Origin of the sequence: Burkholderia sp. RF4-BP95 (genome assembly GCF_001521985.1) — a bacterium.
Taxonomy (GTDB): domain Bacteria; phylum Pseudomonadota; class Gammaproteobacteria; order Burkholderiales; family Burkholderiaceae; genus Burkholderia; species Burkholderia diffusa.
Map to the genome: position 1 here is coordinate 220282 of NZ_LOSX01000042.1, position 25096 is coordinate 245377.

The 25096-nt window shown below is 67.0% G+C and carries 23 protein-coding genes; 17 read left to right on the forward strand and 6 right to left on the reverse strand.

The features are described from left to right. Positions 1-26: 26 nt before the first annotated feature. Together WS46_RS16670 and WS46_RS16675 are read left to right on the forward strand one after the other, a co-directional pair. Complete coding sequence (locus WS46_RS16670) at positions 27-548, forward strand: phospholipase D-like domain-containing protein (protein WP_059691163.1); 522 nt, start codon at positions 27-29, stop codon at positions 546-548. A 172-nt stretch (positions 549-720) separates the two neighbouring features. Then, positions 721-1389, forward strand: a complete 669-nt coding sequence (locus WS46_RS16675; protein WP_059523835.1) for a phosphoribosyltransferase — start codon at positions 721-723, stop codon at positions 1387-1389. Here WS46_RS16675 and phaZ read toward each other — a convergent pair. Next, positions 1376-2599 (reverse strand): polyhydroxyalkanoate depolymerase, encoded by a 1224-nt coding sequence (phaZ, locus tag WS46_RS16680; RefSeq protein WP_059691164.1) that lies wholly within the window; start codon positions 2597-2599, stop codon positions 1376-1378. The genes WS46_RS16675 and phaZ overlap by 14 nt on opposite strands. Positions 2600-2745: 146 nt before the next feature. On the opposite strand from phaZ, the gene WS46_RS16685 reads away from it, so the two are divergent. Both WS46_RS16685 and WS46_RS16690 read left to right on the forward strand, forming a co-directional pair. Further along, the gene (locus tag WS46_RS16685; protein ID WP_059523492.1) at positions 2746-3375 is read left to right on the forward strand and encodes a glutathione S-transferase family protein; all 630 of its coding nucleotides are present in this window, start codon (positions 2746-2748) and stop codon (positions 3373-3375) included. Between the two features lie 332 nt (positions 3376-3707). After that, complete coding sequence (locus tag WS46_RS16690) at positions 3708-3914, forward strand: hypothetical protein (RefSeq protein WP_082725339.1); 207 nt, start codon at positions 3708-3710, stop codon at positions 3912-3914. A gap of 109 nt (positions 3915-4023) precedes the next feature. Here WS46_RS16690 and proP read toward each other — a convergent pair whose 3' ends face one another. Then, positions 4024-5511 carry a glycine betaine/L-proline transporter ProP gene (gene proP / locus WS46_RS16695; protein WP_059691165.1) on the reverse strand — a complete coding sequence of 496 codons (1488 nt, stop codon included), beginning with the start codon at positions 5509-5511 and terminating at the stop codon, positions 4024-4026. A gap of 539 nt (positions 5512-6050) precedes the next feature. Here proP and WS46_RS16700 point away from each other — a divergent pair. Beyond that, positions 6051-6383, forward strand: a complete 333-nt coding sequence (locus WS46_RS16700; protein ID WP_059523489.1) for a YnfA family protein — start codon at positions 6051-6053, stop codon at positions 6381-6383. 34 nt (positions 6384-6417) lie between these two features. Here WS46_RS16700 and dnaQ read toward each other — a convergent pair whose 3' ends face one another. Genes dnaQ through WS46_RS16715 form a run of 3 tightly spaced genes read right to left on the reverse strand, consistent with a single transcriptional unit; the run spans position 6418 to position 8443 of the window. Beyond that, positions 6418-7152, reverse strand: coding sequence for a DNA polymerase III subunit epsilon (gene dnaQ, locus WS46_RS16705; RefSeq protein ID WP_059523485.1), 735 nt, complete (start codon positions 7150-7152; stop codon positions 6418-6420). Positions 7153-7190: 38 nt separating this feature from the next. Then, positions 7191-7634 carry a ribonuclease HI gene (rnhA, locus tag WS46_RS16710; protein WP_059523484.1) on the reverse strand — a complete coding sequence of 148 codons (444 nt, stop codon included), beginning with the start codon at positions 7632-7634 and terminating at the stop codon, positions 7191-7193. Continuing rightward, positions 7631-8443 (reverse strand): class I SAM-dependent methyltransferase, encoded by an 813-nt coding sequence (locus tag WS46_RS16715; protein WP_059523482.1) that lies wholly within the window; start codon positions 8441-8443, stop codon positions 7631-7633. The genes rnhA and WS46_RS16715 overlap by 4 nt, the downstream gene beginning before the upstream one ends. Positions 8444-8461: 18 nt before the next feature. Here WS46_RS16715 and gloB point away from each other — a divergent pair, with 18 nt between their 5' ends. The 8 genes from gloB (at position 8462) to WS46_RS16755 (ending at position 18989) form a co-directional block, all read left to right on the forward strand. Beyond that, a complete protein-coding gene (gene gloB, locus WS46_RS16720) occupies positions 8462-9268 on the forward strand; it encodes a hydroxyacylglutathione hydrolase (RefSeq protein ID WP_059691166.1) in 807 nt (268 codons plus the stop codon). A 152-nt stretch (positions 9269-9420) separates the two neighbouring features. After that, a complete protein-coding gene (locus WS46_RS16725) occupies positions 9421-11007 on the forward strand; it encodes a transglycosylase SLT domain-containing protein (protein WP_059691167.1) in 1587 nt (528 codons plus the stop codon). Between the two features lie 163 nt (positions 11008-11170). Then, positions 11171-12403 carry a nitrate/nitrite transporter gene (locus WS46_RS16730; RefSeq protein WP_059691168.1) on the forward strand — a complete coding sequence of 411 codons (1233 nt, stop codon included), beginning with the start codon at positions 11171-11173 and terminating at the stop codon, positions 12401-12403. 361 nt (positions 12404-12764) lie between these two features. Continuing rightward, positions 12765-13910, forward strand: coding sequence for a glutamine-hydrolyzing carbamoyl-phosphate synthase small subunit (gene carA, locus WS46_RS16735; RefSeq protein ID WP_059523474.1), 1146 nt, complete (start codon positions 12765-12767; stop codon positions 13908-13910). A 37-nt stretch (positions 13911-13947) separates the two neighbouring features. Beyond that, positions 13948-14607, forward strand: a complete 660-nt coding sequence (leuE, locus tag WS46_RS16740) for a leucine efflux protein LeuE (protein WP_059523472.1) — start codon at positions 13948-13950, stop codon at positions 14605-14607. A gap of 59 nt (positions 14608-14666) precedes the next feature. Next, entirely contained in the window at positions 14667-17921 is a 3255-nt protein-coding gene (gene carB, locus WS46_RS16745) for a carbamoyl-phosphate synthase large subunit (protein ID WP_059691169.1), read from the forward strand. A gap of 118 nt (positions 17922-18039) precedes the next feature. Continuing rightward, a complete protein-coding gene (gene greA / locus WS46_RS16750; protein WP_021163362.1) occupies positions 18040-18516 on the forward strand; it encodes a transcription elongation factor GreA in 477 nt (158 codons plus the stop codon). A gap of 14 nt (positions 18517-18530) precedes the next feature. Next, positions 18531-18989: a DUF4149 domain-containing protein gene (locus WS46_RS16755; RefSeq protein WP_059523468.1), complete on the forward strand. Its 459-nt coding sequence runs from the start codon at positions 18531-18533 to the stop codon at positions 18987-18989. A gap of 58 nt (positions 18990-19047) precedes the next feature. Here the strand turns inward: WS46_RS16755 and WS46_RS16760 are convergent, their stop codons facing one another. Further along, the gene (locus WS46_RS16760; RefSeq protein WP_059523466.1) at positions 19048-19575 is read right to left on the reverse strand and encodes a YhbY family RNA-binding protein; all 528 of its coding nucleotides are present in this window, start codon (positions 19573-19575) and stop codon (positions 19048-19050) included. Positions 19576-19768: 193 nt separating this feature from the next. On the opposite strand from WS46_RS16760, the gene WS46_RS16765 reads away from it, so the two are divergent. The 4 genes from WS46_RS16765 to glmM all read left to right on the forward strand — a co-directional run bounded on the left by WS46_RS16765 (position 19769) and on the right by glmM (position 24855). Next, positions 19769-20431, forward strand: coding sequence for an RlmE family RNA methyltransferase (locus WS46_RS16765; RefSeq protein WP_059523464.1), 663 nt, complete (start codon positions 19769-19771; stop codon positions 20429-20431). 166 nt (positions 20432-20597) lie between these two features. Then, a complete protein-coding gene (ftsH, locus tag WS46_RS16770; RefSeq protein ID WP_059465595.1) occupies positions 20598-22493 on the forward strand; it encodes an ATP-dependent zinc metalloprotease FtsH in 1896 nt (631 codons plus the stop codon). A gap of 28 nt (positions 22494-22521) precedes the next feature. Then, the gene (gene folP / locus WS46_RS16775) at positions 22522-23463 is read left to right on the forward strand and encodes a dihydropteroate synthase (protein WP_059691170.1); all 942 of its coding nucleotides are present in this window, start codon (positions 22522-22524) and stop codon (positions 23461-23463) included. 36 nt (positions 23464-23499) lie between these two features. Continuing rightward, a complete protein-coding gene (gene glmM, locus WS46_RS16780; protein ID WP_059523459.1) occupies positions 23500-24855 on the forward strand; it encodes a phosphoglucosamine mutase in 1356 nt (451 codons plus the stop codon). Positions 24856-25096: the final 241 nt, after the last annotated feature.

Consider the following 25096-nt stretch of genomic DNA (forward strand, 5'->3'; position numbering starts at 1 on the left):
TTGCCACGCGAATTGGCGTCGCTACAATGGCGCCCGCCATGAGATCCGCCGCCTTCCTCCTCGCCGTGCTTTGCTGCGCGGCGACCGCCCACGCCAGCCCGATTCCGTCCGATGCCGCATCGGTCGGCACGTACTTTTCGTATGACAATGCGGCGGCCGACGCGACCGTCGACCTGATCGGTCAGGCGCAGCGCCGCGTGCTGCTGGCCGGCTACGCATACGTGCCGCCCGCGGTCGCGGCGGCGCTGCGTGACGCGCGTTCGCGCGGCATCGAAGTGCGCGTCGTGCTGGTGCGTTCGTCGCGTGCGGGCAAATACAGCGGCGCGGGCTATCTGAAATCGGCCGGCATCGACGTCGCGATCGATTCGCGGCATGGCGATCCCGCGCCGCGCTTCGTGATCGTCGACGACAGCGTCGCGCTGACGACGCTGTCCGACGGCGCGCCCGCGCACGCGGAAACGGTGAACGTGTTCCAGCGCGCACCGGAACTCGCGCAGTCGTACGCGCAGTCGTTCTGGCGGCTGTACCGGCAGGCCGGCGGGCTCTGAGCGCCTGACGGCGGTCCGCCCGGGCGAACGCCATCCATCCTTTTCCGCCACGATCCGCATGCCGCGCGCGCCGGTATGACCCCGCTTGCATCGGCGCGTCCGATGAACCATGCTCGTTGAACAGGGGCCGGTGCGGGTGTCGCGCATCCGGCGCAACGGCAGGGAGCCGATCGTGACCGAATGTTTTGTCGATCGCGCCGACGCGGGTCGCCGGCTTGCGCACGCGCTGCAGGATTATGCGGGGCGTCGCGACGTCGTCGTGCTCGCGCTGCCGCGTGGCGGCGTGCCGGTCGCATTCCCGGTCGCGCAGGCGCTGCGCGCGCCGCTCGACGTGCTGGTGGTGCGCAAGCTCGGCATGCCGTCCGATCCGGAATTCGCGATCGGCGCGATCGCGACCGGCGGAGCGATCCACCTGCAGCATTCGGCGATCCGCGCGATGGGCGTGACCGATGCGCAACTGGCCGACGTGATCGCGCGCGAGACGGCCGAACTGCAGCGCCGCGAAGCGCTGTATCGCGGCGCCCGGCCGCCGCTGCCGGTCGACGGCCGTATCGCGATCGTCGTCGACGACGGCGTCGCGACCGGCGCGTCGATGCGCGTCGCGCTGCAGGCGCTGCGCGAGCGCCATCCCGCGCGCATCGTGGCCGCCGTACCCGTCGCACCGGATGGTGCCGGGCGTGCGTTCGACGATCTGGCCGACGCGTTCGTGACGGTGTTGCAGCCGCTGTCGTTCTTCGGGATCAGCCAGTTCTACGCGCGTTTCGACCAGACCGGGGACGACGAGGTGCGTGCGCTCCTCGATGCGGCCCGCGCGCCGGACGACGACGTCACGTCCGTCTGATACGGCGCCGGCGCGATCCCGGGCGTCCGGCTTCGGCCTGCGCGAATACGCGCTGCAGCGCCGGATGGACTTCGCTGCGCCAGCGCGCGCCCGTGAACAACCCGTAATGATCGCAGTCGTCGACATCGAGGCGCTGGCGCTCGCCGGCCTTGAGGCCGCGGCACATGGCGAGCGCCGCATGCGTCTGGCCGGTGCCCGTGACGGCGTCGCAACCGCCTTCGACCGTCAGCAGCGCGACGCCGCGCAGCGCGGCCGGCTCGACGCGCTGTCCGCCGACGTCCCACGTGCCGTTCGCGAGGCACATTCGCTGAAACACGATATCGACGGTATCCAGGAAATACTCGGCCGGCATGTCGAGCAGCGCCGTGTATTCGCGCAGCGCACGCCGCGCGTCCGCCAGCGCCGTCAGGTCGAAATGCGACGCCGCGCGCGCGTAGTCCTCGATCAGCGTCAGAAAGCGTTGCGGATACAGCAGCGCGATCTCGCCTTGCTGAAGATAGGTCGGGAACACGTGCCGGCCACGGCCGGGGAAGCGCGGCGGCACGATGTCGATCAGATGGCGGCGACACCACGCGAGCGACCGGGACGCGGCGGTGGTGCCGAGCGTGGTCGGGTTGACGCGCGCGTCGAGCGGCCCGCCGATCAGCGTGACGCTCGCGGGCGGTGCGAGGCCGCGCGCGGCGCGCAGCGCGAGTGCGCCGAGCGCGGGAACGGTGGCCTGGCACACGGCGACGACGTGCAGCGGCCGCGCGTCGCGGGCGAGCGCGTCGACGAAGCCGTCGAGCGTCGCCACGTATTCGTCGAGCCCGAAGTGACCCGCCGCGAGCGGCACGTCGCGCGCATTGACCCAGTCGGTCACGCAGACGTCGCCGTCCGCGAGCAGCGCCTCGACGGTCTCCCGCATCATCACGGCCGCATGTCCGGCGAGCGGCGCGCACAGCAGCACCGTGCGCCGCGTGTCGTCGCGCGCGAAGCGTCGCAGCTGGCAGAACGGCGTGCGCGCGACGATCCGCTCGTCGACCGCCGCGCGCCGAATCTCGAAGCGCGGCGGCCCGGCGGCGGGCCCGAGGAGCGGCTCGAACAGGTCGTCGTAGCACGATGACGCGGCGTGCGCCAGCGTCGCGGCTGGCCACACGTCGAACGCGTGGCACGTCGCCGCGCGCCAGGCGCGCATCCATTCCCGCTGCTGCTCGACGACGGCGTACCACATGGCGAACCTTGGGCGGAGGGAGCGTGAATCTGCATTATGGTCACTCTGGCCGCGCAGCGGGTGTCGGAAACGTGACCGGGCCCTAGGCGTCGACATATGGCGCTGCTACAGTCGTCGATTCCATTCCCTCAAGTGGAGCGTTCGCGATGAAGCTGATCGGCATGCTGGATTCCCCGTTCGTGCGCCGTGCCGCCATTTCGGCGAAGCTGCTCGACCTGCCGTTCGAACACGAGTCGATCTCGGTGTTCCGTCAGTTCGACCAGTTCCAGACATTCAACCCGGTCGTGAAGGCGCCGACGCTCGTGACCGACGACGGCGCGACGCTGATCGATTCGTCGCTGATCGTCGACTATCTCGACCATCGCGTCGCACCCGAGCGGCGTCTGCTGCCCGACGCCGCCGACGCGCGGCTGCGCACGCTCGTGCCAGTCGGATTCGCGCTGGCGGCGGCGGAGAAGACCGTGCAGGTGGTTTACGAGCACGCGCTGCGGCCGGCCGAGAAGCAGCACGCGCCATGGCTCGAGCGGGTGCTGGGCCAGATCGAGGCCGCGTATGACAAGCTCGAGCCGCTCGTCGCGGCCGCGAATGGCTGGCTGGGCGGCGCGCGCCTGCTGCAATCCGACGTGACCGTCGCCGTCGCGTGGCGCTTCACGCAATTCACGAGCGCCGAGTACCCGGCGCTCGCGCGGATCGATCCGGCCCGTTATCCGGCGCTCGCCGCACATTCGGCGCGGGCGGAAGCGCTGCCGGCGTTTGTCGAGACGCCGCTCGACTGAAGCCCGGCGGCTGTCGCGTCGGCACGGGAGCGAGGGCGGCGGGCGACGCAACCGGCGTGTGATCTCGCCGGGACTCGGGCTGGCATCCGGCACGGATCGACTCCGCCGCCATCGGCCGCGTGGTCGCCCGTTTTCGCCTGGTGTGGCGTCCTCAAGACCCTGTCGCGCACGCTCCGTCTTGCGTCCCCGGGCCGTCCGCCGCCAGCCGCTCGGCCCGTCCGCCAAAGGCCCGGCCGATTGTTCTCCATCGCTGACAAGTGACTTCGCATTCGCGCTGTTTATCCGGTTGCGGCCGATCCCTAGAATCCACTCCATCGAATATGCATTGCCTGATGGAGCCGATAATGAGAGCGCTGATCGAATCGAGTCTGTACCACCCGTCCGTCGTGTTGCCGCTTGCCGCGTTGACGCAGCTGATGGTCGAGCGCGATTTCAATCTCGGCCAGGTCGGACTGATCGTCGCGGCGCGCGGTGCGCAGGCTGCGGTGTCGCGTTCGCGGGCGCTGATCTTCTGCCGCCACTGCGAAGCGCACGCATGATCGCGCATCCAGCCAACAGATGAAAAAAAGCCCGGCCGGCGCAAGCCGGTCGGGCGGATCGGGTTCGATCGAGCCCCGGCTTGTGCCGGGGCTTTTTCTTGGGCGATGCTCAGGCGCGTGCAGTCGACACGACGCCGTAGATTTCCGCGTCGTCGTCGTTCTCGCGCATCTCGCGCACCAACTGATGCGCCTCGCGGCGCGTCGCGACGGCCGGCGGCGAGCCCTTGAGCGGCTGGCGTGCGGTTTCGGCAAGCGCGACGACCGACACGATGCCGATCACGGCGGCGCCCATCATGTAGTACGCGGGCATCATCAGGTTATGGGTCACGTCGACGAGCCATGCCGTGACGAGCGGCGTCGTGCCGCCGAACAGCGACACCGACACGTTGAAGCCGATCGCGAGCGCGCCGTAGCGGATCTCGGTCGGGAACAGCGCCGGCAGCGCCGACGGCATCACGCCGGTAAAGCACGACAGCAGCACGCCGAGAATCAGCAGGCCGCCGAACACCGACGCGGTGGTGCCCGCGTGGATCAGCATCATCGACGGGATCGACAGCACCAGCAGACCGACGCAGCCGGACAGCATCACGGGCTTGCGGCCGATCTTGTCCGACAGGCGGCCGGCGGCGAGCGTCAGCGGCATCATCAGCACCATCACGATCAGCACCAGCACGAGGCTGTGCGACTCGTCGAAGTGCAGCGTCGACGACATGAAGCTCGGCAGGTACGACAGCACCATGTAGTCGGTCACGTTGAAGATCAGCACGAGGCCGACGCAGAGCAGCAGCGCGCGCCAGTTGCGCATCAGCGTTTCGCGGAAGCGCGCCTTCGGCACGGCCTTGTCCTGCGCTTCGCGCTCTTCGGCCTGGCGCTTGAACGCCGGCGTTTCCTCGAGCTTCATCCGGATGTACAGGCCGATCAGGCCGAGCGGGCCCGCGATCAGGAACGGCACGCGCCAGCCCCACGACAGCAGCGCTTCCTGCGACAGCGACGCGGTGAGCAGCGCGACGACGCCGGCGCCCATCACATAGCCGATCAGCGTGCCGAATTCGAGGAAGCTGCCCATGAAGCCGCGGCGCTTGTCGGTCGAGAACTCGGCGATGAAGGTGGCGGCGCCGCCGTATTCGCCGCCGGTCGAGAAGCCCTGCACGAGGCGGGCGACGAGCAGCAGCACGGGCGCCATGATGCCGATCGACGCATAGCTGGGGATCAGGCCGATCGCGAAGGTGCCGACGGCCATCATGATCATGGTGGCGGCGAGCACGCGCTGGCGGCCGATGCGGTCGCCGAGCGGGCCGAACACCATGCCGCCGAGGGGGCGCACGAGGAACGCGGCGGCGAACGTGCCGAAGGTCGCGAGCAGCTGCGCGGACGGGCTGCTGGACGGGAAGAACACCTTGCCGAGCGTGACGGCGATATAGCTGTAGACACCGAAGTCGAACCATTCCATCGCATTGCCGATGGCCATCGCGCTGACGGCGCGCTTGAGCAGGCTCTGGTCGACGACGGTAATGTCGTCCGCGGCGAGCGGGGCCTCGCCGGACGACGTGGAGGAAGAAGCAGCGGTCGGGCTGACGTGTGTTGCGGTCAAGGTCATGCACTCCTTTGACTGCGCCGGAACGGGCGGGCCGTCCGACACGGTTTGCCGGCGAGCGCGATGTCGCGTGCTGCGCGTCGGGGCAGGCCATTTAAGCGCTTACTGCACATGAGGCGGTAAAGGGCCGTAAGGGACTGCTTCGACGCGGGCCCGATGGGCCGTCACGACGGTGCGCTCATGAAGAATGGGCCGCGTGATGCGAGCGGCAGATGCCGGCGCGGACGTGTCCGGCGATCCGGCAAGCGCCCCGGAGGGGCAACGAAACGAGAAAAGCGGGCCTGTCGGGCGGGCTTTCCTGTGGATGCAATTCCGGTCGAAGCACCGGCCCGCAACGCGCGGACGGACTTCTTCCGAAATTGAGTAGAAAGAGATTGAATGTTGAAACAGGCGACATGATAGCACGATGACAGACGATCGTGCAAATTGCCCGGAATCCCCGGTCTGGCGGCGGTTCCGGCGAGGCCGGCTCCGGTATGATCGGCGGCGCGCGGCGGGGTCGCGCGGCCCGCCGGGTGGGGGCCGAATCTGCGAGGAACCGGATGACCGAACTGATCAGGATTGCGGCGCTGTTCGCCGTCACTGCACTGGCCGAAATCGTCGGCTGCTACCTGCCGTGGCTCGTGCTGAAGGGCGGCCGGCCCGTATGGCTGCTGGTGCCGGCCGCACTGTCGCTCGCCTTGTTCGCGTGGCTGCTGACGCTGCATCCGAGCGCGGCGGGGCGCACGTATGCGGCGTACGGCGGCGTGTATATCGCGGTGGCGCTGATCTGGCTGCGGGTGGTCGACGGCATCGCGCTGTCCCGCTGGGACGTGGCGGGCGCGGTGCTCGCGCTCGGCGGGATGGCCATCATCGCGCTGCAGCCGCGCGCGTGAGCGCGGCTGCCGGCGCCGGTCGGGAGACGCCGCGTCAGGCGGCCTCGGCGGCGTCCGCGTCGGCGGACTTGCGCCACACGCAGGTGCCCTTGACCGATTTGTCGAGTTCGTCGAGCTGGGTCTGGTGGGCGGCGAGTTCGTCGTCGCTCGCCGCGAGAACCGGCAGGTCGAGCGACGCGAGCGACACGCGCTGGCCGTTCGCCGCGCCGCCGTCGGCGCCTGCGTCGTCGAGCATGTCGATCACGAGGCTGTCCTGGCCGCGCGTCATCGCGAGATAGACTTCGGCGAGCAGTTCCGAGTCGAGCAGTGCGCCGTGCAGCGTACGGTGCGCGTTGCTGATGCCGAACCGGTCGCACAGCGCGTCGAGCGAATTGCGCTTGCCGGGGAACATCTGCTTGGCCTGCACGAGCGTGTCGATCACGCCGCCGCAATGCTCGGTGAACGGCGGCAGGTCGAGCCGCGCGAATTCTGCGTCGAGAAACCCGAGGTCGAACGGCGCGTTGTGGATGATCAGCTCGGCGTCCTTCACGAAGTCGCGGATCTGGTCGACGACTTCCGCGAACTTCGGCTTGTCGCTCAGGAATTCGGTCGTGAGGCCGTGCACGGCCAGTGCGCCCGGATCGCTGTCGCGCTCGGGGTTCACGTAGATGTGCAGGTTGTTGCCGGTGAGCCGCCGGTTCAGCAGCTCGACGCAGCCGATTTCGATCAGGCGGTCGCCCGTGCGGGGATTCAGGCCGGTGGTTTCGGTATCGAGAATGATCTGGCGCATGTCGGATAAATCGGGAAAGACAGTGGGGCGGCCTGCGTTCAGGCCACGAGCGATTCGACGCCGCGATTCGCGAGCGCGTCCGCGCGTTCGTTTTCGGGGTGGCCTGCGTGGCCCTTCACCCAGCGCCACTCGACCTCGTGCTGCGCGACGAGCGCGTCGAGGCGCTTCCACAGGTCGGCGTTCTTCACCGGGGTTTTCGCCGCGGTGACCCAGCCCTTCTTCTTCCAGCCGTGGATCCACTCGCTGATGCCTTTCTGCACGTATTGCGAGTCGGTATGGACGATCACGCGGCACGGCCGCTTCAGCGCCTCGAGCGCGGCGATCACGCCCATCAGCTCCATGCGGTTGTTGGTCGTGTCGGGCTCGCCGCCGAACAGCTCCTTTTCGCGGTCGCCGTAGCGCAACAGTGCGCCCCAGCCGCCGGGGCCGGGATTGCCCTTGCAGGCGCCGTCGGTATAGATGTCGATGGTGTCGGTGGTCATGAGTGTTCTTGGTGGGTGGTCGGGGTGGCCGCCGGCGTGAGGCCCGGCGCGAGCACGGGCTTCTTCATCTTGATCGGGCCGACGAGGCGCATGCCGCGCACGCGCTTGACGGCCGTGACCATGTAGACGGCGCCGAAGATCGGCCACCAGCGGTCGCCGGCGGCTTCCATGAAGCCGTAGCGGGCAAGCCATTTGTCGGTGACGAGCGGCGGCCGGTAGCAGCCGAAGCGGCCGCGCTCGAGATCGAAGCCGAGCAGCTTGATCCAGTCCTTGAGCCGGATGAACGCGATCTGGTCGCGCGCGGCCGGCACGAACGGACGGTTCGCCATGCGTCCGAACGATTGCCGCATGCCCCACAGGCTCAGCGAATTGAAGCCGGTGATCACGAGCTGGCCTTCGGGCATCAGCACGCGCTCGGCTTCGCGCAGCAGGCGGTGAGGGTCCGACGTGAATTCGAGCGTATGCGGCATCACGATCAGGTCGACGCTCTGCGACTCGAACGGCAGGTCGAGCAGATCGCTCCACGTCGTGCTGCGACCGGCCGGCGCATGTTCGGGCGCGTGCGCCTCGCGCGCCCACGGATACTGGTAGGGCGCGCTCGCGCCGCTCGCCGGATCGAGCACGAGGCCGCGATACGGCATGCGGTTCTCGCGCAGCGCATCGAGCTGCGGCAGGCCGAGCTGCAGCGCGTGAAACCCGAAGACGTCGGACACGATCCGGTCGAGCTGCGCCTGCTCCCAGTCCAGCACGTAGCGGCCGGGCGGCGAGTCGGTCCAGGCGGGCCAGTCTATAATTTGACGATCGGACATAACGATGATTGCGCGCCCATGAACGAGCTGGAATACGTGCCGGTTCCGGCATTCGAAGACAACTATATCTGGCTCGTCTCGGACGGCCGCGATGCGATCGCCGTCGATCCGGGTGAAGCCGCGCCCGTACGCCGTGTTCTTGCCGAACGCGGCTGGCGGTTGACCGCTATTTTACTCACGCACCATCACGCCGACCATGTCGGCGGTGTCGCCGCGCTGCGCGATGGCCAACCGGACGATGTACCGCTGGTCGTCTACGGCCCGGCGGCCGAGGCGATCGGCGTGGTCATGCGGCCGCTCGCGGGCGGCGATCGCGTGACGCTCGACGCGCCGGCGCTCACGTTCGACGTGCTCGACGTGCCGGGGCATACGCGCGGTCACATCGCCTATTTCCAGGCGGCCGGGCAGGGCGCCGCGACCCCTCATGTGTTCTGCGGCGACACGCTGTTCTCGTGCGGCTGCGGCCGCCTGTTCGAAGGCACGCCCGCGCAGATGCTCGCGTCGCTCGACGCGCTCGCGGCGCTGCCCGGCGACACCCGCGTGCATTGCGCACACGAATATACGCTGTCGAACATCCGTTTCGCGCTCGCGTGCGAACCGGGCAATGCCGCGCTCGCCGCCTGGCGCGACGACGCGCAGGCGCTGCGCGCGCGCGGCGTGCCGACGCTGCCCACCACGATCGCGCACGAGCGCGCCGTCAACCCGTTCATGCGGTCGGACAGCCCGGCCATCCATGCGACGCTCGAGGCCGAGCTGCACGAAACGGTGCCGGATCGCCTCGCGGCGTTTACGCTGATGCGGGAGTGGAAAAACCGGTTCCGATGACGATTTCCGGAGGACTCCAAAAGCTCAAGCGGAGTCTGTAAAAATTGCTCCAAATGTAGGATTTGGCTGAGTTTTCGGTGTTTTTATTGACGTGAAGCACGCACTTCCGTAGTATCGCCAGCAATTTCCAGCCGTCGGAAGCCGAGATTTTCATGCGACTTATATTGAGTGCGATGGTGGTCCTGCTGCTCGCCGCTTGTGCGAGCCAGGCTCCTGTCGCCAACAACGCCGCCGATTCGCAGGCGGCGTCCAACTACCTCCGTAAATCAGCCACCGCCAAAGAAACTGTCGACGTCGACAAGCAATCCGTCGGCGACCTGACCAGTGCAGATTCCGATCTCTGGGGCCGCATCCGTCGCGGCTTCCAGATGCCCGATCTGCAAAGCGACCTCGTCGACATGCAGACGACCTGGTACACGCAGCGTCCCGATTACGTGCAGCGCATGACCGAGCGCTCGCAGAAGTACCTGTATCACATCGTCGAGGAACTCGAGGCGCGCCATATGCCGACCGAGCTCGCGCTGCTGCCGTTCATCGAATCCGCGTTCAACCCGCAGGCGCTGTCGGTCGCGAAGGCGGCCGGCATGTGGCAGTTCATGCCGGGTACGGGCCGCACGTACAACCTGAAGCGCAACATGTGGCAGGACGAGCGCCGCGACGTGCTCGCGTCGACGAGCGCCGCGCTCGACTACCTGTCGCGCCTGCATGACATGTTCGGCGACTGGTATCTGGCGCTGGCCGCGTACAACTGGGGCGAGGGCAACGTGCAGCGTGCGATCGCGCGCAACCAGGCGGCCGGCCTGCCGACCGACTACCAGAGCCTGCGGATGCCGAACGAGACGCGCAACTACGTGCCGAAGCTGCAGGCTGTGAAGAACATCATCGCGAATCCGCAGCAGTTCGGCCTGGCGCTGCCGGAGATCCCGAACCACCCGTATTTCGTGACGGTCACGACGTCGCGCGACATCGACGTGGCGGTGGCCGCGAAGCTCGCGAACCTGTCGCTCGACGAGTTCCGTTCGCTGAACCCGTCGTTCTCGAAGCCGGTGATCCTCGGCGCGACCGAGCCGCAGATCCTGCTGCCGTTCGACAACGCGTCAGCGTTCGAGAAGAACCTGAAGGCCTACAACGGCCAGTTGTCGACGTGGACCACCTATACGGTCAGCGAGCGCGCGCGCCCGGCCGCGATCGCCGAGAAGATCGGTGTCGACGCCGACACGCTGATGTCGGTCAACAAGATTCCCGCCGGCATGCGCCTGAAGCCGGGCTCGACGATCGTCGTGCCGCGCGGCGATGACGACGACGAGGACATCAGCGCGGACGTTGCGGAAAACGGCGTGCTCGCGATGGAGCCCGACGTGCCCGACACGCGCAAGATGCTGATCCGCGTGCGCCGCAAGCAGTCGATGGCGGCGATCGCCGGCCGCTACGGCGTGTCGGTCAGCCAGCTGAAGGCATGGAACCGCACGCATCGCGATCTCGCGATGCCGGGCCAGGCGCTCGTGCTGCACGTGCCGGTCGGCCGCGCGGTGCCGGCCGAGCCGGGTCCGGAGCGGATCGCGACATCGACCGCCGGCGCGCGTATCGAGCGCGCGAGCCTGTCCGTCGGCGGCAAGTCGCGTGGTGCGAAGCACGGTGCCGCGAAGCCGGCGGCCCGCGCGACGAAGGCTGCTTCCGCGAAGGCGGCGCCGGCCAAGGCCGCGCCGAAGGCCGCTGCAAACAAGGGCAAGAAGAAGTAACGCGGTTGCGGCTGCAGCGCGGCGGTCCGGCCGGATCGTGCGCTTGCGTTATCATCCGATGAAACACGAAGCAACGCCGTCACCGAGGTGACGGCGTTTTCGTTTGTGCGCGGCAGCGGCGGCGCTGCTTCGCGCGGCCGGGATCGGATCACGAGGAGGAGCGATGTCGTCGGTGCAGGTGAGGGTGCTCGCGCTGTTTGCGGTCGGATATTTCGTGTCGTATGTGTTCCGCGGCGTCAATCTCGGCTTCGCGCCGTTCGTCACGCACGAGCTCGGGCTCTCGGCCGCCGATCTCGGGCTGCTCACCAGTCTCTATTTTCTCGGCTTTGCCGGCGCGCAGATTCCGGCCGGCGTGCTGCTCGACCATTTCGGCCCGCGCCGCGTGACGGCCGGAATGCTGCTGTTCGCGGCTGCCGGCGCCGCCGTGTTCGGCGTCGCGCACGACCTTGGCACGATGATGGTCGGCCGGCTGCTGATCGGCGTCGGCGTATCGGTCTGTCTCGGTGCGGCATTCAAGGCGCTCGCGCAGCATTTTCCGGTCGGCCGGCTGCCGCTCGTCAACGGTCTCGTGATGGCTGTCGGCGGCCTGGGCGGCGTCGCGGTCGGCTCGCCGTTGACCTGGCTGCTCGGCGTGACGAGTTGGCGCGTGATCTGCGGCGGCCTCGCGGTGCTGACGATCGTCGTCGCGGCCGCGATCGGCTTCGGCGCGCCGGACGCCGAGCGGCCGCGCCATCAGGGCGGACTCGTCAGCCAGTTCAAGGGCACGTGGCACATCCTCGGCAGCCGTGCATTCTGGAAGATCTCGTCGTTCTCGATCGTCACGCAGGGCGTGTTCTACGCGATGCAGTCGCTGTGGGTCGGTCCGTACCTGCGCGACGTCGCGGGGTTCGATGCGCAGCACGCCGCACGGCTCGTGTCGGTGCTCGGCTTCGCGATGATGGCCGGCTGTGTCGGTTTCGGCGCGGCGGCGCGCGTGCTCGAGCGTCGCGGCGTGTCCGTCCAGGCGTTTTGCGGCGTCGGCATGGCGCTGTTCGTCGTCACGCAAATCGCGATCGTCGCGCGCGTGCCGCTGCCGCCGGCCGTGCTGTGGGCGGCCTACGGCATGTTCGGCGGCGTCGGAATCCTGACCTATGCCGTGCTGGCCGGCCACTTCCCGGCCCAACTGATCGGCCGCGCGAATACGACATTGACGCTCGTGATCTTCGTGCTGATCTTTGCGTTCCAGATCGGTATCGGCGCGGTGCTGTCGCACTGGCCGGCCGTCGACGGCCATTACCCGGCTGCCGCGCACGTCACGGCGTGGAGCATGCTGCTCGTGCTGCAACTCGCAAGCGCGGTCTGGTACGTATGGCCCGCGCGCAGCGCTGGCAAGCATGTTGATCCGGCGGTACGCTGACGGGTAGGGCGGCTGCGGAAACGGGGCCGCAGCAACGAACGGCGCGCGTGACGCCACGGCATTGCGCGCGCCGCATGCGTGATCGGACGGCCATATCGATTGAAGATAAGGCCATTTTCGGGCTATAATTTGAAAGTTTGTGCTGATCAACCTCGCACCCTAGCGCCTACCTCACTCATCCCGTTCATCCGCCGCACGCCGCCTGTCGGGCGATGCCGCGAAGCCTCGTGCGCCACGCGCCGGGTTCGCGTGCCGACACCGCAGGTCGCGTCCAGCTAGCGACTCCGCGCGCCTACGCAGCGCGGCGCTCGCGCGGCAGGGTAAACAGGTCGGCAGCAGGGTGTTCCCCAAGGAGCCTCCCGTGTTGCCGTCTTTTTCTCCCGCCTTGCTTGCACTCGCCGACGGCACGGTCTTTCGTGGTTATTCGATCGGGGCCGAAGGCCATACGATCGGTGAAGTCGTGTTCAACACCGCGATTACCGGCTATCAGGAAATCCTGACTGATCCGAGCTACGCGCGTCAGATCGTCACGCTCACCTACCCGCATATCGGCAACGTCGGCGTCAACGCCGAAGACGTCGAAGCCACGAAAGTCCATGCCGCCGGCCTGATCATCCGTGATCTGCCGACGCTCGCATCGAATTTCCGCATGGACCGCACGCTCGGCGACTACCTGCGCGACGAAGGCGTCGTCGCGATCGCCGGCATCGATACCCGCAAGCTGACCCGCATCCTGCGCGACAAGGGCGCGCAGAACGGCTGCATCCTGGCCGGCTCGAACGACGAGGCGAAGGCGATCGAACTCGCGCGCTCGTTCCCGGGCCTCGCGGGCATGGATCTCGCAAAGGTCGTGTCGACCACGAAGCCGTTCGAGTGGAAGCAGACCGAATGGCGCCTCGGCAGCGGCTACGGCATGCAGGAAGCGCCGAAGTACCGCGTCGTCGCGTACGACTTCGGCGTCAAGTACAACATCCTGCGCATGCTGGCGGAGCGCGGCTGCCACGTGACGGTGCTGCCGGCCGAGGCGAGCGCGGCCGACGCGCTGGCACTGAATCCGGACGGCATCTTCCTGTCGAACGGCCCCGGCGATCCGGAGCCGTGCGACTACGCGATCGCGGCGGCCAAGGAATTCATCGAGCGCGGCGTGCCGACCTTCGGCATCTGCCTCGGCCACCAGATCATGGGCCTCGCGGTCGGCGCGAAGACGCTGAAGATGAAGACGGGCCACCACGGCGCGAACCACCCGGTGAAGGATCTCGGCGACGGTCGCGTGGTGATCACGTCGCAGAACCACGGTTTCGCGGTCGACGCGGATTCGCTGCCGGCCAACGCGCGCGTGACGCACGTGTCGCTGTTCGACGGCACGCTGCAGGGCTTCGAGCTGACCGACAAGCCGGCATTCTGCTTCCAGGGCCACCCGGAAGCGTCGCCCGGCCCGCACGACATCGCGTATCTGTTCGACCGCTTCACCGCACTGATGGACGCGGCGAAGCAGCGCAACGCCTGACGCAACTGAAGCAACCGAAGAACGGGAGATTCGCATCATGTTCGGCCACGCACTCGGCATCACGGATATCTGGACCTACGTGTTCGGCGTGATCTTCATCATCCTGCTGCCGGGGCCGAACTCGATGTACGTGCTGTCGCTCGCGGCGCAGCGCGGCGTGAAGGCCGGTTATCGCGCGGCCTGCGGCGTGTTCCTCGGCGACACGGTGCTGATGGTGCTGTCCGCCGCGGGCGTCGCGTCGCTGCTGAAGGCGAACCCGCTGCTGTTCTCCGTCGTCAAGTACGGCGGCGCCGCGTACCTGCTGTACATCGGTGCCGGGATGCTGCGCGGCGCGTGGCGAAAGCTGCGCGCGCGAGCCGATGCGCCGGCCGATGCACCGCGTGCGGTCGACGGCGAGCGGCCGTTCCGCAAGGCGCTGATCGTGAGCCTCCTGAATCCGAAGGCGATCCTGTTCTTCATCTCGTTCTTCATCCAGTTCGTCGACCCGGCGTTCCCGCATCCCGCGCTGTCGTTCGTCGTGCTCGGGGCGATCGCGCAATGCGCGAGCTTCCTGTACCTGAGCACGCTGATCTTCGCGGGCGCGCGGCTCGCCGAGCATTTCCGCCGCCGCCGCAAGCTCGCGGCGGGCGCGGCGAGCAGCGTGGGCGGCCTGTTCATCGGTTTCTCGGTGAAGCTCGCGCTCGCCACCATGAGCTGAGCGCAGCCGCCGATCCGCGACAACGCCACGACAAAGATTACTTACTGAATTCACAAGCCATGCCAAAACGCACAGACATCAAAAGCATCCTCATCATCGGCGCCGGCCCGATCATCATCGGCCAGGCTTGCGAGTTCGACTATTCGGGCGCGCAGGCTTGCAAGGCGCTGCGTGAAGAGGGCTACAAGGTCGTCCTCGTGAACAGCAACCCGGCGACGATCATGACCGACCCGAACACGGCCGACGTCACCTACATCGAGCCGATCACGTGGGAAGTCGTCGCACGCATCATCGAGAAGGAGCGCCCGGACGCGATCCTGCCGACGATGGGCGGCCAGACCGCGCTGAACTGCGCGCTCGACCTGCACCACCACGGCGTGCTCGAGAAGTTCGGCGTCGAGCTGATCGGCGCGTCGCCGGAAGCGATCGACAAGGCGGAAGACCGCCAGAAGTTCAAGGAAGCGATGACCAAGATCGGTCTCGGCTCCGCGAAGTCGGGCATCGCGCACTCGATGGAAGAAGCGACCCAGGTGCATGCCGAGATCATGGCCGGCACCGGTGGCAGCGGCTATCCGGTCGTGATCCGTCCGTCGTTCACGCTCGGCGGCTCGGGCGGCGGCATTGCATACAACCGCGAAGAGTTTGAAGAGATCTGCAAGCGCGGTCTCGACCTGTCGCCCACGCGCGAGTTGCTGATCGAAGAGTCGCTGCTCGGCTGGAAGGAATACGAGATGGAAGTCGTGCGCGACCGCGCCGACAACTGCATCATCGTGTGCTCGATCGAAAACCTCGACCCGATGGGCGTGCACACCGGCGACTCGATCACGGTCGCGCCGGCGCAGACGCTCACCGACAAGGAATACCAGATCCTGCGTAACGCATCGCTCGCGGTGCTGCGCGAGATCGGCGTCGACACCGGCGGCTCGAACGTGCAGTTCTCGATCAACCCGAAGGACGGCCGCATGGTCGTCATCGAGATGAACCCGCGCGTGTCGCGTTCGTCGGCGCTCGCATCGAAGGCGACCGGCTTCCCGATCGCGAAGGTCGCGGCGAAGCTGGCGGTCGGCTACACGCTCGACGAGCTGAAGAACGAAATCACCGGTGGCCAGACGCCGGCATCGTTCGAGCCGACGATCGACTACGTCGTCACGAAGATCCCGCGTTTCGCGTTCGAGAAGTTCCGCGAAGCCGATTCGCGCCTGACCACGCAGATGAAGTCGGTCGGCGAAGTGATGGCGATCGGCCGTACGTTCCAGGAATCGTTCCAGAAGGCGCTGCGCGGCCTCGAAGTCGGCGTCGACGGTCTCGACGAGAAGTCGACCGACCGCGACGAGATCGCGATCGAGATCCACGAGCCGGGCCCGGACCGCATCTGGTACGTCGGCGATGCTTTCCGCATCGGCATGACGGCCGAGGAAATCTTCGCGGAAACCGCGATCGACCCGTGGTTCCTCGAGCAGATCGAGCAGATCATCCTGAAGGAAAAGGCGCTCGCGGGCCGCACGCTCGCATCGCTGACGTTCGACGAGCTGCGCTTCCTGAAGCAGAGCGGCTTCTCCGACCGCCGGCTCGCGAAGCTGCTCGGCGCGACGCCGGAAGACGTCCGCCGCCGCCGCGTCGAACTGAACGTGCGCCCGGTCTACAAGCGCGTCGACACCTGCGCGGCCGAGTTCGCGACCAAGACGGCCTACATGTACTCGACCTACGAGGAAGAGTGCGAGGCGCAGCCGACCACCAACAAGAAGATCATGGTGCTGGGCGGCGGCCCGAACCGGATCGGCCAGGGCATCGAGTTCGACTACTGCTGCGTGCACGCGGCGCTCGCGATGCGCGAGGACGGCTACGAAACGATCATGGTCAACTGCAACCCGGAAACGGTGTCGACCGACTATGACACGTCCGACCGCCTGTACTTCGAGCCGCTGACGCTGGAAGACGTGCTCGAGATCGTCGACAAGGAAAAGCCGGTCGGCGTGATCGTCCAGTACGGCGGCCAGACGCCGCTGAAGCTCGCGCTCGACCTCGAGGCGCACGGCGTGCCGATCGTCGGCACGTCGCCGGACATGATCGACGCGGCCGAAGACCGCGAACGCTTCCAGAAGCTGCTGCAGGACCTCGGCCTGCGCCAGCCGCCGAACCGCACCGCACGCGCCGAAGAAGAAGCGCTCGCACTGGCGGCCGAAATCGGCTACCCGCTCGTCGTGCGCCCGTCGTACGTGCTGGGTGGCCGCGCGATGGAAATCGTCCACGAGCCGCGCGACCTCGAACGCTACATGCGCGAGGCCGTGAAGGTGTCGAACGATTCGCCGGTGCTGCTCGACCGCTTCCTGAACGACGCGATCGAATGCGACGTCGACTGCATCTGCGACGGCGAGTCGGTGTTCATCGGCGGCGTGATGGAGCACATCGAGCAGGCGGGCGTCCACTCGGGCGACTCGGCATGCTCGCTGCCGCCGTACTCGCTGTCGAAAGAAACGGTTGCCGAACTGAAGCGCCAGACGGGCGCGATGGCGAAGGCGCTGAACGTGGTCGGCCTGATGAACGTGCAGTTCGCGATCCAGCAGGTGCCGCAGGCGGACGGTTCGAAGCAGGACATCATCTACGTGCTCGAAGTGAACCCGCGCGCATCGCGCACGGTGCCGTACGTGTCGAAGGCGACCAGCCTGCCGCTCGCGAAGATCGCGGCGCGCGCGATGGTCGGCCAGAAGCTCGCGCAGCAGGGCGTGACGAAGGAAGTCGAGCCGCCGTACTTCAGCGTGAAGGAAGCGGTGTTCCCGTTCGTCAAGTTCCCGACCGTCGATCCGGTCCTCGGGCCTGAAATGCGTTCGACCGGCGAAGTGATGGGTGTCGGCCAGACGTTCGGCGAGGCGCTGTTCAAGTCGCAGCTCGCGGCGGGTTCGCGCCTGCCGGAGTCGGGCACGGTGCTGCTGACCGTGATGGACGCCGACAAGCCGAAGGCGGTCGAAGTCGCGCGCATGCTGCACGACCTCGGCTACCCGATCGTCGCGACCAAGGGCACGGCTGCCGCGATCGAAGCGGCCGGCGTGCCGGTGAAGGTCGTCAACAAGGTGAAGGACGGCCGTCCGCACATCGTCGACATGATCAAGAACGGCGAGATCGCACTCGTGTTCACGACGGTCGACGAGACGCGTCAGGCGATCGCCGATTCGCGTTCGATCCGCATGAGCGCGCAGGCGCACAAGGTCACGTACTACACGACGATGTCGGGCGCGCGCGCGGCCGTCGAAGGCTTGCGCTACCTGAAGGATCTGGAAGTCTATGATTTACAAGGTCTTCATGCTCGCCTAAACTAAGCGTTCAGTTACCTGTCGAAGCAACACGTGCCGCGATTAAGCGGTGTTTCCGGTTCGCCGGAAATGCGCTTAATCGCGGTGATTTTTTTTATAGCCGTTTTTAGCGATTGAGCCGTTTATGAGCACCATTCCGTTGACAAAGCGTGGCGCAGAGCAACTGCGCGATGAATTGCAGCGCCTCAAGTCCGTCGAGCGGCCGGCCGTGATCAACGCGATCGCGGAGGCCCGCGCACAGGGAGATCTGTCCGAAAACGCCGAATACGACGCTGCGAAAGAAAAGCAGGGCTTCATCGAGGGTCGCATCGCGGAAATCGAATCGAAGCTTTCGGCCGCGCAGGTCATCGATCCCACCGTGCTCGACGCCGAAGGCCGCGTGGTCTTCGCATCGACGGTCGAACTCGAGGATCTCGAGTCCGGCGATACCGTCAAGTACCAGATCGTCGGCGACGACGAAGCCGACATCGATCACGGCCTGATCTCGGTCAGCTCGCCGATCGCACGCGCGCTGATCGGCAAGTCCGAAGGCGACGTCGCGGCCGTGCAGGCGCCGAGCGGCGTGCGCGAATACGAAATTATCTCGGTCAGCTACATCTGAAGCGGGGCGACGTGATGCCGCATCGCGTGTTCCGTCTGCTGTCGGCCGTGTGGGTCGGCAGCCTGCTGACGATCGGGTATGCGGTCGCGCCCGTGCTGTTCAAGACGCTGGAGCGGATGACGGCCGGCTCGGTCGCCGCCCAGTTGTTTCGCATCGAGGCGATCCTCGGTGTCGTATGCGGCGTGTTGCTGCTCGCGCTGTCGAACCAGCAGGTGCGGCGCGGCAGCGGCGATTACCGGCGCGTGCGCTGGATCGTCGCGGCGATGGTCGCGTGCGTGCTGGTCGGGTATTTTGCGCTGCAGCCGTTCATGAACGCGCTGCGGGTGGCCGCGATGGAGGCGGGCACCGATATCGCGAACTCGCCGTATGCGAGCCGCTTCGGGATGCTGCACGGCGTTTCGAGCCTGTTCTATCTCGTCGAAAGCGTGCTGGGGCTGATGCTGATCTGGCGTTTGCCGGCGCGAGACGCCTGAACGGCGTGTGCGCCGCATCGGCAGGGCGGCACGGGGTGCCCCGTGCCGCGCGGCAGGATTACTTGCCCTGGTGCGGCCGCTTCGTGCTGGCCTGACGCTTTTTCGCACGCTTCACGGTGCCGCCCGCCGTCACGCGCTCGTTGCCGCGCACCGTGACCTTTACCGGCCTCGGACGGCGCACGGGGCTCGCGTTCGGCGACACCTTGACGACCTTGACGGTGCGCGGCGCACGGCCTTTCTTGTCGTCGACGGCTTCGGCCGCGCTCGGCAGCGCGCCGGCACGACGGCCGCGGGCCGGGGCCGCCACGGCAGCCTCGGGCTTCCAGATCACCAGCAGCTTGCCGATGTGCTGGATCGGCGCCGCGTTCAGGCGGTCGCAGATCTCGTCGTAAATGGCGACGCGCTCGTCGCGCTCGTCACCGAACACGCGGATCTTGATCAACTGGTGCGCGGCAAGGTGCACCTTGATTTCCTTCAGCACGGCGTCGGTCAGCCCGTCGGCGCCGATCAGCACGACGGGCTTGAGCGCATGGGCCTGGGAGCGCAGCGCGGAGCGCTCGGCGGGGGAAAGCGAAAGGGCGGGCATGGAAATGTCGAAATCTAAATAGGGGCGCGCTGCATCAGAAGCGAATCGCGGGAAGTTACCGCATCAGCCGCGCGCCGAAACCACGTAAAATCGCGGCTTGGGCCCGGAAGGGGCCGCAGCCGCGCGAAGAAGACGCGTATTATCCGCCAAAAGCACGGCTTCACGAAGCAAATAGCAGCAATCTCTCTCTCGAATGGCAAAAAACCGCTTTAACCAGCACTGGCTGCACGACCACATCAACGACCCGTACGTCAAAATGGCGCAGCGGGAGGGCTATCGCGCGCGTGCCGCGTACAAGCTGAAGGAAATCGACGAGCAGGACAAGCTGATCCGTCCGGGTCAGGTGATCGTCGATCTCGGCGCGACGCCGGGCAGCTGGAGCCAGTATGCCCGCAACAAGCTCGCGCAGGGCAAGAAGCGTGACGCGGAGCGCGAAGGCGGCATCGACGGCACGATCGTCGCGCTCGACATCCTGCCGATGGAACCGATCGCCGACGTCCACTTCCTCCAGGGCGACTTCCGCGAGGACGAGGTCCTTCACCGGCTCGAGGAAGTGCTCGAAGGCCGCTCGGTGGACCTTGTTATTTCGGACATGGCCCCCAACCTCTCGGGCGTGGCCTCGGCGGACGCGGCGCGCATCGAGCATCTGTGCGATCTGGCGCTCGAATTTGCGCAGAATCATCTGAAGCCGGAAGGTGCGCTGCTCGTGAAGTGTTTCCACGGCAGCGGCTACAGCCAGATCGTCGAAAAGTTCAAACAGCAGTTTAAGATCGTCGCGCCGCGCAAGCCGAAGGCGTCCCGCGACAAATCGTCCGAAACGTTCATTTTGGGCCGGCAACTGAAGCATCCGCGGTGACGCGGGGCGCGGTGCCGCAAACGGGCTCCGGCCCTTGCCAGACAAGCGAAGCGCTATCGCGACGGTTGTCAATGCTTATGGCAGGGGTGGTCGGACTGGATTAGAATGACCGAGGAGCGCCGCAAGGAAAATGTAGGCGCTCGTCTACGAGTGAAGGAGTGGTGCTTTGAACAACAATATGTTTTCGAAGGCAGCAGTGTGGCTGGTGATCGCACTGGTGCTGTTTACGGTGTTCAAGCAGTTCGACAAGCCCCGCGTCCAGGAAGGTGTGTCCTATTCGCAGTTCATGGACGACGCCAAGAACGGCAAGGTCAAGAACGTCATCGTGCAGGGGCGCAACCTCACCGTCACTCCGGCTGATGGCCAGAAATATCAGATCGTGTCGCCCGGCGACATCTGGATGGTCGGCGATCTGATGAAATACGGCGTGCAGGTCAGCGGCAAGGCCGATGACGAGCCGAACGCGCTGATGTCCGCGTTGTACTACCTCGGGCCGACGATCCTGATCATCGTGTTCTGGTTCTACATGATGAGGCAGATGCAGGGAGGCGGCAAAGGCGGCGCATTTTCGTTCGGGAAATCGCGTGCGCGGCTGATCGACGAGAACAACAACGCGGTGAACTTCTCCGACGTCGCAGGCTGCGACGAAGCGAAGGAAGAAGTGTCCGAGCTCGTCGACTTCCTGCGCGACCCGCAGAAATTCCAGAAGCTGGGCGGTCGCATTCCGCGCGGCGTGCTGCTCGTCGGCCCTCCGGGTACCGGCAAGACGCTGCTCGCCCGCGCGATCGCCGGTGAAGCGAAGGTGCCGTTCTTCAGCATTTCGGGTTCCGACTTCGTCGAAATGTTCGTCGGCGTCGGCGCGGCCCGCGTGCGCGACATGTTCGAGCAGGCGAAGAAGCACGCACCGTGCATCGTGTTCATCGACGAAATCGACGCGGTCGGCCGTCATCGCGGCGCCGGCATGGGCGGCGGCAACGACGAGCGCGAACAGACGCTGAACCAGATGCTGGTCGAGATGGACGGCTTCGAAGCGAACTCGGGCGTGATCGTGATCGCCGCGACCAACCGTTCCGACGTGCTCGACAAGGCGCTGCTGCGTCCGGGCCGTTTCGACCGTCAGGTCTATGTCGGCCTGCCGGACATCCGCGGCCGCGAGCAGATCATGCGCGTGCACCTGCGCAAGGTGCCGATCGCGAACGACGTCGACGCAGCCGTCATCGCGCGCGGCACGCCGGGCTTCTCGGGCGCCGATCTCGCGAACCTCGTGAACGAAGCGGCGCTGTTCGCCGCCCGCCGCGGCAAGCGCATCGTCGAGATGCAGGATTTCGAGGACGCGAAGGACAAGATCTTCATGGGTCCGGAGCGCAAGTCGGCGGTGATTCGCGAAGAAGCGAAGCGTGCGACGGCTTACCACGAGTCGGGCCATGCGGTGATCGCGAAGCTGCTGCCGAAGGCCGACCCGGTGCACAAGGTCACGATCATCCCGCGCGGTCGTGCGCTGGGTGTCACGTGGCAGTTGCCGGAGCATGACAACGAGACGTACTCGAAGGACTACCTGCTCGACCGCCTGGCGATCCTGTTCGGCGGCCGCGTGGCCGAAGAGCTGTTCCTGAACCTGATCAGCACCGGCGCGTCGGACGACTTCAACAAGGCGACGCAGACGGCGCGTGCGATGGTGGCGCGTTTCGGCATGACCGACGCGCTCGGACCGATGGTCTACGTCGACGACGAGAACGACAGCGGCCCGTTCGGCCGCGGCTTCACCCGCACGATCTCGGAAGCGACGCAGCAGAAGGTCGACGGCGAAATCCGCCGCGTGCTCGACGAGCAGTACGGCCTTGCGCGTCGCCTGCTCGAAGAGAACCGCGACAAGGTCGAGGCGATGACGGCCGCGCTGATGGAGTGGGAGACGATCGACGCCGATCAGATCAACGACATCATGGAAGGGCGTCCGCCGCGCTCGCCGAAGAGCTCGCCGGCCGTTGGCGGCGATTCCTCGGGTGGCGGCACGGCCGCCGAAGTGAAGCCCGGCAACGCGCCGGCGCCTGCTTCGCCGGCCTGACCTCCGCCGTAGCACCGTTCACGGGCTGGTGTGGCTTCACACCGGCCCGTTTTGCATTCATCAACACCTCCCGCCCGTGCCCGAATCCGCAGTTTCAGCCTCCATTCCCGCGCCGCTCCAGTGCGGCCGTTTCTCGCTGACGTTCGAACGCCCGCTCGTGATGGGCATTCTCAACGCCACCCCCGATTCGTTTTCCGACGGCGGCCGCTTCCTCGCGCGCGACGATGCGCTGCGCCAGGCCGAGCGGATGATCGCCGAAGGCGTCGACCTGATCGACATCGGCGGCGAGTCGACGCGTCCCGGTGCGCCGCCCGTGCCGCTCGACGAGGAACTCGCGCGCGTGATCCCGCTCGTCGAAGCGCTGCGGCCGCTGAACGTGCCGCTGTCGATCGACACCTACAAGCCTGCCGTGATGCGTGCGGCGCTCGCTGCCGGCGCGGATATGATCAACGACATCTGGGGGTTCCGCCAGCCGGGTGCGATCGACGCGGTTCGTGAAGGCAACAGCGGACTGTGTGCGATGCACATGCTCGGCGAGCCGCAGACGATGCAGGTGGGCGAGCCCGACTACGGCGACGTCGTGACCGACGTGCACGACTTTCTCGCAGCACGCGCGCAGGCGCTGCGCGACGCGGGCGTCGCGGCGGAACGGATCTGCGTCGATCCCGGGTTTGGATTCGGCAAGGCGGTGGTCGACGACAACTACGCGCTGCTGGCCGCGTTGCCCGACACGGCGCCCGCGCGGCCCGACGGGCGCGCGTATCCGATTCTCGCGGGCATGTCGCGCAAGTCGATGCTCGGCGCGGTGATCGGCGGCAAGCCGCCGATCGAACGCGTCGCGGCGAGCGTCGCAGCAGCATTGTGCGCAGTCGGGCGCGGCGCGGCGATCGTGCGTGTGCACGACGTCGCGGCGACGGTCGATGCGCTGAAGGTCTGGAACGCCGTGCGCGAAGCCGCGCGGCAACGATAAGTCAGAAGTCAGAAAGACGAAGGAGGAAGGTTCGCCATGGGACGTCGATATTTCGGCACGGACGGCATTCGCGGCACGGTGGGCGAGGCGCCCATCACGCCTGATTTCGTGTTGCGTCTCGGCTATGCGGCCGGCAAGGTGCTGGCCGGCGCGGCCGACGTCGCGGCGGGTGCGCGTCCGACGGTGCTGATCGGCAAGGACACGCGCGTGTCGGGCTACATGCTCGAGGCCGCGCTCGAGGCCGGTTTTTCGGCGGCTGGCGTGGACGTGATGCTGGCCGGCCCGATGCCGACGCCGGGCGTCGCGTACCTGACGCGCGCGCTGCGCCTGTCGGCCGGTGTCGTGATCAGCGCATCGCACAACCCGTATCAGGACAACGGGATCAAGTTCTTCTCCGCCGACGGCAACAAGCTGCCGGACGATACCGAGGCCGAGATCGAGGCATGGCTCGACAAGCCGCTCGAATGCGCGTCGTCGGACCGGCTCGGCAAGGCGCGTCGCCTCGACGACGCGGCCGGCCGCTACATCGAGTTCTGCAAGAGCACGTTCCCGGCCGCATACGACCTGCGCGGGCTGAAGCTCGTGATCGACTGCGCCCACGGCGCCGCGTACCAGATCGCGCCGCACGTATTCCACGAACTCGGCGCGGACGTGATCCCGATCGGTGTCGCGCCGAACGGCTTCAACATCAACGACGGTGTCGGCGCAACGGCGCCCGACGCACTGGTGCGTGCGGTGCGGGCGAACCATGCGGACCTCGGCATCGCGCTCGACGGCGATGCGGATCGCCTGCAGGTCGTGGATGCGACGGGCCGGCTGTACAACGGCGACGAATTGCTCTACGTGCTCGTCAAGGACCGGATTGCGACCGCCGGCAAGGTCGACGGCGCGGTCGGCACGCTGATGACGAACCTCGCGGTCGAGGTCGCGCTGCAGCGCGAGGGCGTGCAGTTCGTGCGGGCGGCCGTCGGCGACCGCTACGTGCTCGAACAGTTGCGCGAGCGCGGCTGGCAGCTCGGTGCGGAAGGCTCGGGCCACATCCTGTCGCTCGACCGCCATTCGACCGGCGACGGCATCGTGTCGGCGCTGCTCGTGCTGGCCGCGCTCAAGCGCAGCGGCCGCACGCTTGCGCAGATGCTGGACGGCGTCACGCTGTTTCCGCAGAAGCTGATCAATGTGCGGATGAAGCCGGGTGCCGACTGGAAGGGCAGCGCATCGATTCGCGCGGCGATCGACGCAGCCGAAAGCGCGCTCGCCGGCCGCGGCCGTGTGCTGATCCGCGCATCGGGCACCGAGCCCGTGCTGCGCGTGATGGTCGAGGCGCAGCATGCGGCCGACGCGACCCGCCACGCGGAAGCGATCGCCGACGCGGTGCGCGCGGCGACGAGCTGAGCCGAATCGGTGACGGCACGCGACGGTCCGGCCGTGCGCGCGCCGCCTCTTCGGTGACTCGACAAGCGGCGCCTTCGGGCGCCGCAATTCGTCAGACGCAAAGGTTTGCGCTATTAAATAGAGGATGACGTCGGCGCGGGTTTCGGCTGACGCAAGAAAACATCCGACCCTGAATCGTGATGACCGCCGCAAAGGGTTTTCCTGCCCCATGTGCGGTGAACACGATTCGCTCCGGACCTCG

Coding starts and splice junctions, on each gene's coding strand:
- WS46_RS16670 (WP_059691163.1), top strand. CDS start 27: ATGGCGCCCGCCATGAGATCCGCCGCCTTCCTCCTCGCCGTGCTTTGC.
- phaZ (WP_059691164.1), bottom strand. CDS start 2,599: ATGTGGTACGCCGTCGTCGAGCAGCAGCGGGAATGGATGCGCGCCTGG.
- WS46_RS16685 (WP_059523492.1), top strand. CDS start 2,746: ATGAAGCTGATCGGCATGCTGGATTCCCCGTTCGTGCGCCGTGCCGCC.
- WS46_RS16690 (WP_082725339.1), top strand. CDS start 3,708: ATGGAGCCGATAATGAGAGCGCTGATCGAATCGAGTCTGTACCACCCG.
- proP (WP_059691165.1), bottom strand. CDS start 5,511: ATGACCTTGACCGCAACACACGTCAGCCCGACCGCTGCTTCTTCCTCC.
- WS46_RS16700 (WP_059523489.1), top strand. CDS start 6,051: ATGACCGAACTGATCAGGATTGCGGCGCTGTTCGCCGTCACTGCACTG.
- dnaQ (WP_059523485.1), bottom strand. CDS start 7,152: ATGCGCCAGATCATTCTCGATACCGAAACCACCGGCCTGAATCCCCGC.
- rnhA (WP_059523484.1), bottom strand. CDS start 7,634: ATGACCACCGACACCATCGACATCTATACCGACGGCGCCTGCAAGGGC.
- WS46_RS16715 (WP_059523482.1), bottom strand. CDS start 8,443: ATGTCCGATCGTCAAATTATAGACTGGCCCGCCTGGACCGACTCGCCG.
- gloB (WP_059691166.1), top strand. CDS start 8,462: ATGAACGAGCTGGAATACGTGCCGGTTCCGGCATTCGAAGACAACTAT.
- WS46_RS16725 (WP_059691167.1), top strand. CDS start 9,421: ATGCGACTTATATTGAGTGCGATGGTGGTCCTGCTGCTCGCCGCTTGT.
- WS46_RS16730 (WP_059691168.1), top strand. CDS start 11,171: ATGTCGTCGGTGCAGGTGAGGGTGCTCGCGCTGTTTGCGGTCGGATAT.
- leuE (WP_059523472.1), top strand. CDS start 13,948: ATGTTCGGCCACGCACTCGGCATCACGGATATCTGGACCTACGTGTTC.
- carB (WP_059691169.1), top strand. CDS start 14,667: ATGCCAAAACGCACAGACATCAAAAGCATCCTCATCATCGGCGCCGGC.
- greA (WP_021163362.1), top strand. CDS start 18,040: ATGAGCACCATTCCGTTGACAAAGCGTGGCGCAGAGCAACTGCGCGAT.
- WS46_RS16755 (WP_059523468.1), top strand. CDS start 18,531: ATGCCGCATCGCGTGTTCCGTCTGCTGTCGGCCGTGTGGGTCGGCAGC.
- WS46_RS16760 (WP_059523466.1), bottom strand. CDS start 19,575: ATGCCCGCCCTTTCGCTTTCCCCCGCCGAGCGCTCCGCGCTGCGCTCC.
- WS46_RS16765 (WP_059523464.1), top strand. CDS start 19,769: ATGGCAAAAAACCGCTTTAACCAGCACTGGCTGCACGACCACATCAAC.
- glmM (WP_059523459.1), top strand. CDS start 23,500: ATGGGACGTCGATATTTCGGCACGGACGGCATTCGCGGCACGGTGGGC.